The 11,774-nt window shown below is 60.2% G+C and carries 10 protein-coding genes; 8 read left to right on the forward strand and 2 right to left on the reverse strand.

What is annotated here, in order from left to right:
• Position 1 precedes the first annotated feature (1 nt).
• Both murU and JFV30_RS26065 read right to left on the reverse strand, forming a co-directional pair.
• Positions 2–676: an N-acetylmuramate alpha-1-phosphate uridylyltransferase MurU gene (murU, locus tag JFV30_RS26060; protein WP_010167266.1), complete on the reverse strand. Its 675-nt coding sequence runs from the start codon at positions 674–676 to the stop codon at positions 2–4.
• The gene (locus JFV30_RS26065; protein ID WP_201125507.1) at positions 673–1,692 is read right to left on the reverse strand and encodes an aminoglycoside phosphotransferase family protein; all 1,020 of its coding nucleotides are present in this window, start codon (positions 1,690–1,692) and stop codon (positions 673–675) included. The genes murU and JFV30_RS26065 overlap by 4 nt, the downstream gene beginning before the upstream one ends.
• Before the next feature lie 130 nt (positions 1,693–1,822).
• On the opposite strand from JFV30_RS26065, the gene JFV30_RS26070 reads away from it, so the two are divergent.
• The 8 genes from JFV30_RS26070 (at position 1,823) to JFV30_RS26105 (ending at position 11,659) form a co-directional block, all read left to right on the forward strand.
• Entirely contained in the window at positions 1,823–4,636 is a 2,814-nt protein-coding gene (locus tag JFV30_RS26070; protein WP_201125508.1) for an LPS-assembly protein LptD, read from the forward strand.
• Entirely contained in the window at positions 4,617–5,954 is a 1,338-nt protein-coding gene (locus JFV30_RS26075) for a peptidylprolyl isomerase (protein ID WP_442962323.1), read from the forward strand. Before JFV30_RS26070 ends, JFV30_RS26075 begins: the two co-directional genes overlap by 20 nt.
• Positions 5,951–6,940 (forward strand): 4-hydroxythreonine-4-phosphate dehydrogenase PdxA, encoded by a 990-nt coding sequence (gene pdxA / locus JFV30_RS26080; protein WP_201125509.1) that lies wholly within the window; start codon positions 5,951–5,953, stop codon positions 6,938–6,940. The genes JFV30_RS26075 and pdxA overlap by 4 nt, the downstream gene beginning before the upstream one ends.
• Positions 6,937–7,749: a 16S rRNA (adenine(1518)-N(6)/adenine(1519)-N(6))-dimethyltransferase RsmA gene (rsmA, locus tag JFV30_RS26085; RefSeq protein WP_169386994.1), complete on the forward strand. Its 813-nt coding sequence runs from the start codon at positions 6,937–6,939 to the stop codon at positions 7,747–7,749. Before pdxA ends, rsmA begins: the two co-directional genes overlap by 4 nt.
• A 107-nt stretch (positions 7,750–7,856) precedes the next feature.
• On the forward strand, positions 7,857–8,237 hold the full coding sequence (apaG, locus tag JFV30_RS26090) for a Co2+/Mg2+ efflux protein ApaG (RefSeq protein WP_003210996.1): 381 nt from the start codon (positions 7,857–7,859) through the stop codon (positions 8,235–8,237).
• Positions 8,237–9,088: a symmetrical bis(5'-nucleosyl)-tetraphosphatase gene (locus JFV30_RS26095; RefSeq protein ID WP_201125510.1), complete on the forward strand. Its 852-nt coding sequence runs from the start codon at positions 8,237–8,239 to the stop codon at positions 9,086–9,088. Before apaG ends, JFV30_RS26095 begins: the two co-directional genes overlap by 1 nt.
• 34 nt (positions 9,089–9,122) lie before the next feature.
• Positions 9,123–9,452 (forward strand): thiosulfate sulfurtransferase GlpE, encoded by a 330-nt coding sequence (gene glpE / locus JFV30_RS26100; RefSeq protein WP_201125511.1) that lies wholly within the window; start codon positions 9,123–9,125, stop codon positions 9,450–9,452.
• Between the two features lie 284 nt (positions 9,453–9,736).
• The gene (locus JFV30_RS26105; RefSeq protein WP_003210999.1) at positions 9,737–11,659 is read left to right on the forward strand and encodes a PrkA family serine protein kinase; all 1,923 of its coding nucleotides are present in this window, start codon (positions 9,737–9,739) and stop codon (positions 11,657–11,659) included.
• The last annotated feature ends 115 nt before the right edge of the window (positions 11,660–11,774 follow it).

Below are 11,774 nucleotides of genomic sequence, written 5' to 3' on the forward strand. Positions count from 1 at the left end.
CCTAGTGCCCCGCTGTCAGCAGGGTTTCAACTTGCGCCAGGCGCTCCAGCGTCCCGACATCGATCCAGCGTCCACTCATGTGCTCCCCCGTCACCAACCCTTTGGCCATGGCGTCACGCAGCAGCGGCGCCAGCTTGAAGGCACCCGCACTGCACCCCGCGAACAACTTCGGGTCGAGCACGGAAATACCACTGAAGGTCAGGTTATCGGCACCGGGGGCGGCATCATGAAGCGCACCGTCCTTTATGTAGAAGTCACCGCCGGACGGGTGATGCGCCGGGTTGTCGACCATCACCAGGTGGGCCAGGCCGTTCAATGGACGGTCAAGGCTGGCGAAGTCATAGTCGGTCCAGATATCGCCATTGACCACCAGGAACGGTTCGTCCCCCAGCAGCGGCAAGGCTTTGAAAATCCCGCCACCGGTTTCCAGGGGTTCGCCTTCGGCCGAGTACTGGATGCGTACGCCGTACTGGGAACCGTCACCCAGGTAGCCTTCAATCTGCTGGCCGAGCCAGGCATGGTTGATGACGATATCGGTAAAGCCCGCTTTCGCCAGCGCCTCAAGGTGATACTCGATCAGGCGCTTGCCGCCGGCCTGGATCAGCGGCTTGGGCGTGTGCAAGGTCAGCGGACGCATCCGCTCACCTTTGCCGGCGGCCAGGATCATGGCCTTCATAAGACCGCCTCGACGCGCAGGCTCGCCAGCAACTCACCCAGTTCGCCCAGTTCTGGCCGGTCCGCCAGCACCGCCTCTATATAAGCAAAGAAGCGCGGCACGTCCGCCAGGTAGCGTGGCTTGCCGTCGCGATGGCAGATGCGCGCGAAGATCCCGATCACCTTCAGGTGACGCTGCACGCCCATCAGGTCGCTGGCCCGCAGGAATTCCTCGAAGTCCGCCTGCACCGGGATGCCCAACGCGCCGGCACGTTCCCAGTACCCGCGCTGCCATTCCCGCACGCGGGCCTGGGGCCAACTGAGGAATGCGTCCTTGAACAGGCAGGTGATGTCGTAGGTCACCGGGCCGTAGACCGCATCCTGGAAATCCAGCACGCCGGGGTTTGGCTCGCTGATCATCAGGTTGCGCGGCATATAGTCGCGGTGCACCAGCACCTTGGGTTGGGCCAGGGCGCTGTCGATCAGGTGGTCGCTCACGCGCTGCCACAGCGCAAGTTGCCGGGCGTCAAACTCAATGCCCAACTCACGGCGAACGTACCACTCCGGAAACAATTCCAGCTCTCGACGTAACAGCGCAACGTCATAGCTGGGCAACGGGGCCTCCATCGGCAATTGCTGGAAAGCCAGCAACGCGTCGATGGCATCGGCGAACAATTGATCGGCATTTTCAGCCTCAATCACGTCTAAATAAGTTTTTTTCCCCAGGTCGTTCAGCAAAAGAAAGCCGCGAAGCAGATCTTGCGCATAAATTTTCGGAACATTTATTCCCGATTGTTCGAGCAAATGAGCGATATCGACGAAAGGTTTGCAGTTTTCCTGGGGGGGTGGAGCGTCCATTACGACGAAACTGCGACCGCCTCCGTCCCATCGGAAGTAACGCCTGAAACTCGCGTCACTGCTGGCCGCAGTCAACGTGGCCGGGGGTACGACACCCCAACCCTGAGCGGTAAAAAGGCGAGGCAATTGCTCATCAAGCCAGACTTGCAGCTGTTGCAAACGTAGATCTTGGTCGGGCATTACAAGGGTCTCCGACGGCGCTAGCCGTCAAGCGGGTCATGCTTTATTATCACGCATCTTTTTCAGACCATCGAGAGGCGTGCGGCCCACACCGCGGGCAGATGGCACGCAGGAAGCCCGGACTAATAAGATGGCATTGAAATCCCCCGCGTTTCGTAGAAAATTTCCGTTGCTGGTAACCGGCAGTCTGCTGGCCATGCAACCTTTCGCCACCTCATTCGTGGTCGCCGCGGAACAGTATGACTGCTCAGTCTCTGCTTCGGGTGCCTGGGATTGCGCGCCTAAGACGGCCGCAGCCCCGCTGCCACCACGCCCGGTGCATGACGGCAGTGCCGTCAGCTCCGCCAGCGGCACGCCGCAAGGCGAGTCTGCCGGTGGTGCCGAAGCCGTGCCGCAGACCGCACTGGTCACCGAAGCCAAGGGCCGGGGCCTGCGTTCGCGCAGCGCCGACTACAGCCACCTGGACTGGGTCCCTCGCGAGAAGCTCACCGCGGCGCAACTGGCCGAAACCGGCCCGTATTGCTCCGGCGCGTACATCGAGCCGATTCGTCCTGGCATGAACGACAAGACGAACAAGAGCGACGCGCCGACCTTCATCGGTGCCAAGGCCTCTCGTTACGAGCAGGAACAACAGATTGCCTCCCTGGCCGGTGACGTCGTCATGCGCCAGGGCAGCATGCAGGTCGAGGCCGACGAGGCCAACCTGTACCAGGCCGAGAACCGTGGCGAGCTGAACGGCAACGTCCGTCTGCGCGACAACGGCGCCCTGCTGGTGGGTGACCACGCCGAAGTCCAACTGGACACCGGCGCCGCCAAGGTCGACAACGCCGAATACGTGATGCACAAATCGCGCATCCGCGGCAACGCGCTGTACGCCAAGCGTGCCGAGAACGCGATCATCCGTCTCAAGGACGGTACGTACACCACCTGTGAGCCGAACAGCAACGCCTGGCAGCTCAAGGGCAACAACATCACGCTCAACCCGGCCACCGGTTTCGGTACCGCGACCAACGTGACGTTGCGCGTGAAGGACATCCCGATCCTTTACACCCCGTACATCTATTTCCCGATCGACAACCGTCGCCAATCCGGCTTCCTGCCGCCGAGCTTCAGCACCGGCGGCGAGACTGGTTTCACGCTGGTTACGCCGTACTACTTCAACCTGGCGCCGAACTACGACGCCACGTTGTACCCGCAATACATGACCAAGCGCGGCCTGTTGATGGAAGGCGAGTTCCGCTACCTCACCAAGTCCAGCGAAGGCCAGTTCGGCGGTGGGTACCTGAACGACGACAACGACGAGCGTAAAGGCCAGACCGACTACGAAAAAACCCGCTACATGCTCAACTGGCAGCACAAGGGTGGGCTGGATTCCCGCGTACTGACCCAGGTCGACTACACCACAATCAGCGATCCTTACTACTTCCAGGACTTGAAGTCCTATCAGGAAGGGATCAAGACCCAGGACTACGTGAACCAGCAAGGTTCCGTGACCTATCGTGGTGATGACTTTCAGGCAAGGTTGAACCTGCAAGCCTATCAGTTGGCCACGATCTCCCAGATCACGCCTTATAACCGCTTGCCGCAGATCACCTTCAACGGCACGCTGCCGTACCATCCGGGCGGAGTAAACTTCACTTACGAGACCGAAGCCGTGCGCTTTGATCGGGACTTGGAGAACGGAAACTTCACCGATGAGAACGGGCTGGTATCGCCTCGACTCGACACTTACGTGACTGGCCTGACCCGTGCAAACGGTACTCGCTTGAACGTAGCGCCAGCCGTCGACTACCCGATGAACTGGACCTACGGCTTTGTTACGCCGAAGTTGAAGTACGTCTATACCAAGTACGACCTTGATCTGGACAGCACCGGCAAAAATCAGATTGTCGCGCAACAAGCTGCCGCTATTGCTGCCGGGACTCAATATGCCGGTGGCACCTTCAAAAGCTCGCAAGACCGTGCAATTCCGGTTGCCAGCGTAGACAGCGGCCTGTACTTCGACCGCAATACCAACTGGTTCGGCAAGGACTACCGCCAGACCCTGGAACCTCGTGCCTACTACCTGTATGTACCGAACAAGGACCAGAGCGATATCCCGGTATTCGACACCAGCGAGTACTCGTTCAGCTACGCGTCGCTGTTCCGTGACAACCGCTTCAGCGGCTCCGACCGGATCGGTGACGAGAACAAGCTCTCCCTCGGCGTGACCAGCCGCTGGATTGAAGAAAACGGCTTCGAACGTCAACGCGTCAGCGTTGGCCAAGCTGTGTACTTCAAGAATCGTGAAGTTCAACTGCCTGGCATCCTGGCCGCTGACCGTGCGGACGCACAGTCGGATGTATCGCCAATCGCCCTGGACTACGAGTTCCGCTTCAACCGTGACTGGCGCGCCACTGCCGACTACAACTGGGACACCGAAAGCCACAGCCCACGCTCCGGCAGTGCGATGTTCCACTACCAGCCGGAAGACAACCCGAACAAGGTTATCAACGTTGGCTATCGCTATCGCAACGACCAGGTCGTGTACAACCAGCTGACCGGCAAATGGCAGTTCGGTGGCGACTACGGCACCGAAGGTCAACCGAACTTCGTGAAGGATTACTACAAAATCCAGCAACACGATTTCTCGATGATGTGGCCGATCGTTCCCCAGTGGAACCTGATCACCCGCTGGCAGTATGACTATGCCCGCAACCGTACCCTGGAAGCCTTCGGTGGTTTCGAGTACGACAACTGCTGCTGGAAACTGCGCGTCATCAACCGTTACTGGGTTTCCAACGACGAATACAGCCAGATCGCCCCGCTGAACGAAAAGGGTGACCACGGGCTCTTCTTCCAAGTTGTCCTTAAAGGACTCGGCGGCCTGACCGGCGCCAAGGTAGAGAGCTTCCTCGACAAAGGCATTGAAGGTTATCGTGAACGTGAAGACCAAGCTTTCTGATTGTCTGCGCCCGCTGATGCTGGGCGCACTGTTCCTGGGTACTGCCGCCGCTCACGCGGCGGTTCAACCGCTGGACAAGGTAGTGGCCATCGTCGATAACGACGTGATCATGCAGAGCCAACTGGACCAACGGGTCAAGGAAGTTCAGCAAACCATCGCCAAGCGTGGCGGCGGCGTCCCCCCTACCAGCGTGCTGGACCAACAGGTGCTTGAGCGCCTGATCGTTGAAAACCTGCAACTGCAGATCGGCGATCGTTCCGGTATCCGTATCAGCGATGAAGAATTGAACCAGGCTGTCGGCACCATCGCCCAGCGCAACAACATGAGTGTTGATCAATTCCGCGCCGCCCTGGCTCATGACGGCCTGTCCTATGAGGACGCCCGTGACCAGATTCGTCGCGAAATGATCATCAGCCGTGTGCGTCAGCGCCGTGTGGCCGAGCGGGTTCAGGTGTCCGAGCAGGAAGTGAAGAACTTCCTGGCCTCTGACCTCGGCAAAATGCAGCTTTCCGAAGAACTGCACCTGGCCAATATCCTGATTCCTACGCCAGACAGCGCCAATGCCGAACAGCTCAATGCTGCAGCGGCGAAAACCCAGGCTATCTATGACCGTCTCAAGCAAGGTGCTGACTTTGCCCAGATGGCCATTGCCCAGTCCGGCAGCGATAACGCCCTCGAAGGCGGTGACATGGGCTGGCGTAAAGCCGCGCAACTGCCACCACCGTTCGACCGTGAGCTGAGCGCCATGGAAGTGGGTGGCATCACCCAACCGGCTCGTACGCCGGGCGGTTTCATCATCCTCAAGTTGCTCGGCAAGCGCGGTGGCGAAGAAGCCCAGATGAAGGACGAAGTTCACGTTCGTCACATCCTGGTCAAGCCAAGCGAGATCCGTACCGAAGCACAAACCAAGGAACTGGCGCAGAAGCTCTATGACCGCATCGAAGCGGGCGAAGACTTCGGCGAACTGGCCAAGAGCTATTCCGAAGACCCGGGTTCGGCGCTTAACGGCGGCGATTTGAACTGGATCGATCCGAAGGCACTCGTTCCAGAGTTCCAGGACGTCATGGCCAAGACTCCGCAAGGCGTATTGTCCAAGCCGTTCAAGACCCAATACGGCTGGCATGTGCTGGAAGTCCTTGGCCGTCGCGCCACTGACAACACCGCCCAGGCCCGCGAGCAACAAGCCCTGACCGTACTGCGTAACCGCAAGTACGATGAAGAGCTGCAGACCTGGTTGCGTCAGATCCGTGACGAAGCCTACGTAGAGAACAAGCTTCCTGGTGCCGACCAAACAGGCACCGACCAGGCAGCCCAGTGAAACCCAAGCGTTTCGCATTGACACCCGGCGAGCCGGCCGGCATTGGTCCTGACCTGTGCCTGCTGCTCGCCTCGCACCCCCAGCCACACCCCCTGATTGCCATTACCAGCCGCGACCTGCTCCTTGAGCGGGCCGCGCAGTTGGGTGTGGTTGTCGATCTGCTACCGGTAGGCCCGGGCAACTGGCCTGATCTGCCGGCGCCGGCCAACAGCCTGTACGTGTGGGATACCCCGCTGCCAGCCAAGGTCGTCGCCGGGCAACTGGACAAGACCAATGCTGCCTTTGTCCTGGAAACCCTGACACGGGCCGGCCAAGGCTGCATCGACGGGGATTTCGCCGGGATGATCACCGCCCCCGTGCACAAGGGCGTGATCAACGAATCGGGCATCACCTTTTCCGGCCATACCGAATTCCTCGCCGAACTGACCCATACCGAACAAGTGGTGATGATGCTGGCAACGGGCGACCTGCGGGTGGCCCTGGTGACCACTCACCTGCCCCTGCGCGAGATTGCCGACACCATTACCCCCGAGCGCCTGGAGCGTGTCACACGCATCCTGCACGCCGACCTGCAGCAGAAATTCGGCATCGCCCAGCCACGCATCCTGGTCTGCGGGCTCAACCCCCACGCCGGTGAAGGTGGCCACCTGGGCCATGAAGAAATCGACATCATCGAACCAACCCTGGAGCGTCTGCGCCTTGAGGGCATGGACCTGCGCGGCCCATTGCCTGCCGACACTCTGTTTACCCCCAAATATCTGGAGCACTGCGATGCAGTGCTGGCGATGTACCATGACCAGGGGCTGCCCGTGCTGAAGTACAAAGGCTTCGGCGCCGCAGTCAACGTGACACTGGGCCTGCCGATCATCCGCACCTCCGTCGACCATGGCACCGCCCTGGACCTCGCGGGCAGCGGCAAGATCGATACCGGCAGCCTGCACGTGGCCCTGGAAACCGCCTATCAGATGGCCGAGACCCGTATATGACCGAGCATTACCAACACCGGGCGCGCAAGCGCTTCGGGCAAAATTTCCTGCACGACGCTGGCGTGATTGATCGCATCCTGCGCTCCATTCATGCCAAGCCCGAAGACCGCCTGCTGGAAATCGGCCCGGGCCAGGGCGCCCTTACCCAGGGCCTGCTGAAGAGCGGCGGCCAGCTGGACGTGGTTGAGCTGGACAAGGACCTGATCCCGATCCTCAACCAGCAATTCGCCGGCATGCCCAACTTCAACCTGCATCAGGGCGATGCACTGAAGTTCGACTTCAACAGCCTCAACGCCGCGCCCAACAGCCTGCGTGTGGTCGGCAACCTGCCGTACAACATCTCCACCCCGCTGATTTTTCACCTGCTGAACAACGCCGGCATCATCCGCGACATGCACTTCATGCTGCAAAAGGAAGTGGTCGAGCGTCTGGCTGCGGGCCCTGGCGGTGGTGACTGGGGTCGTCTGTCGATCATGGTTCAGTACCATTGCCGGGTTGAGCATCTATTCAACGTTGGCCCTGGCGCATTCAACCCGCCGCCGAAGGTCGACTCCGCCATCGTGCGCCTGGTGCCTCACGCGGTGTTGCCGCACCCGGCCAAAGATCACAAATTGCTGGAGCGCGTGGTGCGCGAAGCGTTCAACCAACGCCGCAAGACTCTGCGCAATACGCTCAAGGCCTTGCTCAGCAACGCCGAAATCGAAGCCGCCGGCGTCGACGGCAGCCTGCGCCCCGAGCAACTGGACCTGGCCGCCTTCGTGCGCCTGGCTGATCAGCTCGCCATTCAGCCAGCGCCAGCGGCTGAATAAAGCAGAGTCGGGCACGGCCAGACAGCATGTCTGGCCTAGTGCCCATCAGTTGGCCTAGACTGACCGGCATCCGCTGTTCCCCCGCTTTTGCTTTTAAGGCCTCTTGCATGTCCGATCCTCGTTATCAGATCGACGTCAGCGTCGTCACCCGCTTTCTGGCGGAACAATCGCAACCCGAGCAGAACCGTTTTGCGTTCGCGTACACCATTACGGTGCAAAACAACGGTGAACTGCCCGCCAAGCTGCTGTCGCGCCACTGGGTCATCACCGACGGTGACGGCCAGGTCGAGGAAGTACGCGGCGCCGGCGTGGTCGGCCAACAACCGCTGATCGCCCCCGGCAAGAGCCACACCTACAGCAGTGGCACCGTCATGACCTCCCGCGTCGGCAATATGCAAGGCAGCTACCAGATGCTCGCCGACGACGGTAAACACTTCGACGCCATCATCGCCCCGTTCCGCCTGGCAGTGCCGGGAGCCCTGCACTGATGGCGACGTACGCTGTCGGCGACCTGCAAGGCTGTCTGGAACCGCTCAAATGCCTGCTCGACCGTGTGGCCTTCGACCCGGCCAGGGATCGCCTGTGGCTCGTGGGCGACCTGGTCAACCGTGGCCCGCAATCCCTGGAGACCCTGCGCTTCCTTTATGGCATGCGCGATTCCCTGGTGTGCGTGCTGGGCAACCATGACCTGCACCTGCTGGCGGCCGGCAATAACATCGAGCGCCTGAAAAAGGGCGACACCCTGCGGGAAATCCTCGAGGCGCCGGACCGCGCCGAGTTACTTGACTGGTTGCGCCGGCAAAAAATCATGCACTACGACGAAAGCCGCGACATGGCACTGGTGCATGCCGGCATTCCGCCACAGTGGACGCTGAAGAAAGCCCTGAAGTGCGCAGGCGAAGTCGAAGCTGCCCTGGCCGACGACAACCTGTACACGGCTTATCTGGACGGCATGTACGGCAACGATCCCGTGAAGTGGGATAACGAACTCACCGGCGTCGCCCGCCTGCGGGTGATCACCAACTACTTCACCCGCATGCGCTTCTGCACCGCCGAAGGCAAGCTGGACCTCAAGAGCAAGGAAGGCGCCGACACCGCCCTGCCCGGCTACAAGCCCTGGTTCGCTCACAAGGAGCGCAAGACCCGTGACACGAAGATCATCTTCGGCCACTGGGCTGCCCTGGAAGGCAAATGTGATGAACCGGGCGTGTTCGCCCTCGACACCGGTTGCGTGTGGGGCGGCGCCATGACCCTGATGAACATCGACACCGGCGAGCGTTCCAGCTGCCAGTGCGACGCCCCGATCCCCGAACAACTGCAGGCCACGGCAAAGCGCTGAACCGCGCTTTCATACAGGCCAAAAGGAGCCCGCCATGACTGAATTCAAACGTATCCCGCCCGAACAAGCCCAGGCCCTGCGCGAGCAAGGCGCCGTGGTGGTCGACATCCGCGACCAGCCGACCTACATCGCCGGCCACATCATTGGCGCCCAACACCTGGACAACCACAACATCGCCGACTTCATCCGGGCCGCCGACCTCGACGCGCCGGTGATTGTGGCGTGCTACCACGGCAACTCCAGCCAAAGCGCGGCGGCCTATCTGGTCAGCCAGGGCTTCTCCGACGTCTACAGCCTGGACGGTGGCTTTGAGCTATGGCGTGCGACCTATCCTGCAGAAATTGCCGCAGGCGACGCGCAATAATTTTTTTCAAACCCCTCTATCCCGCGTGATGCTTGGCCTAGCGCCGTTTCTGACGAACGGCGCGGCCAAACTAATTTCGTATCGCGCCTTGACCTCCCTGATTCCGAACTATCCTTAAGCGCAGGCCATCCAAAACAGGGGAGAGCCGGTACACCGGCGTGCGGGTCATCGGTAGCGTTTCAGGGTGTTCTGGGGGAAAACGGCCATTGGTGTCCACCAATGACTGCCAGCATCGACTGATTGATCCGGCGTCGGCTCCACGTATCGAGCGAGGTGACGACGTCATGAGTATTTTTAGCCACTTCCAACAACGCTTCGAGTCCACCCGCCAGGAAGAGCTCTCGCTTCAGGAGTATCTCGAACTGTGCAAAAAGGACCGCAGCGCCTACGCGTCTGCCGCTGAACGCCTGCTACTGGCGATCGGCGAGCCGGAGCTGGTAGACACCGCAGCCAATTCGCGCCTGTCGCGAATTTTCTCGAACAAGGTGATCCGCCGCTACCCGGCCTTTGAAGACTTCCACGGCATGGAAGAATGCATTGACCAGATCGTCTCGTATTTCCGCCATGCCGCCCAAGGCCTGGAAGAGAAGAAACAGATCCTCTACCTGCTCGGCCCCGTCGGCGGCGGCAAGTCGTCGCTGGCCGAGAAACTCAAACAACTGATCGAGAAGGTGCCGTTCTACGCCATCAAGGGCTCGCCGGTGTTCGAGTCGCCCCTGGGGCTGTTCAACGCCACGGAAGATGGCGCGATCCTCGAAGAAGACTTCGGCATTCCGCGACGCTACCTCAACACCATCATGTCGCCCTGGGCGACCAAGCGCCTGGCCGAGTTTGGCGGCGACATCAGCCAATTCCGGGTGGTGAAGCTCTATCCATCGATCCTCAACCAGATTGCCGTGGCCAAGACCGAACCGGGTGACGAAAACAACCAGGACATCTCGGCGCTGGTGGGTAAAGTCGATATCCGCAAACTGGAAGAATTCCCGCAGAACGACGCCGACGCGTACAGCTACTCGGGCGCACTGTGCCGGGCCAACCAGGGCCTGATGGAATTCGTGGAGATGTTCAAGGCCCCTATCAAGGTGCTGCACCCACTGCTCACCGCCACCCAGGAAGGTAACTACAACAGCACCGAGGGCCTGGGGGCGATTCCGTTTACCGGGATCCTGCTGGCCCACTCCAACGAATCGGAATGGCACACCTTCCGCAACAACAAGAACAACGAAGCCTTCATCGACCGGATCTACATCGTCAAGGTGCCGTACTGCCTGCGGGTCAGCGATGAAATCAAGATTTACGACAAACTGCTGTTCAACAGCTCCCTGGCCAAGGCCCATTGCGCGCCTGACACCCTGAAGATGCTTGCCCAGTTCACCGTACTGTCGCGCCTCAAGGAGCCGGAAAACTCCAACATCTACTCGAAGATGCGGGTGTATGACGGTGAAAACCTCAAGGACACCGATCCGAAGGCCAAGTCGATCCAGGAATACCGCGACACCGCAGGTGTGGATGAAGGCATGAACGGCCTGTCGACCCGCTTTGCGTTCAAGATCCTGTCCAAGGTCTTCAACTTCGACCCGCACGAAATCGCCGCCAACCCGGTGCACCTGCTCTACGTGCTGGAACAGCAGATCGAACAGGAACAGTTCCAGGCTGAAACCCGCGAGCGCTACCTGCGCTTCCTCAAGGAATACCTGGCACCGCGCTACATCGAGTTCATCGGCAAGGAAATCCAGACCGCGTACCTGGAGTCCTACAGCGAATACGGCCAGAACATCTTCGACCGCTATGTGCTGTACGCAGACTTCTGGATCCAGGACCAGGAATACCGCGACCCGGAAACCGGCGAAATCCTCAACCGCGTGGCGCTCAACGAGGAACTGGAAAAGATCGAAAAACCCGCCGGCATCAGCAATCCGAAGGATTTCCGCAACGAAATCGTCAACTTCGTGCTGCGCGCCCGGGCCAACAACAACGGCAAGAACCCTACCTGGCTCAGCTACGAGAAGCTGCGGGTGGTCATCGAGAAGAAAATGTTCTCCAACACCGAGGATCTGCTGCCGGTCATCAGCTTCAACGCCAAGGCCAGCAAGGAGGACCAGCAAAAACACAACGACTTCGTCACTCGAATGGTCGAGCGTGGCTACACCGACAAACAGGTACGACTGCTCTCCGAGTGGTACTTGCGAGTCCGGAAATCGCAGTAAGGCAGCGACAAGCGTGAAAGGCCAGGCTCCCGGTACGCCGGACAGCCTGGCAATCGACCGCTTGTCTTTAAGCTTCCAGCTTGCCGCTTGAAGCTTGTTACTTGAAGCTGCCCGG

The sequence above is a fragment of the Pseudomonas sp. TH32 genome (assembly GCF_016650855.1).
Taxonomy (GTDB): Bacteria; Pseudomonadota; Gammaproteobacteria; order Pseudomonadales; family Pseudomonadaceae; genus Aquipseudomonas.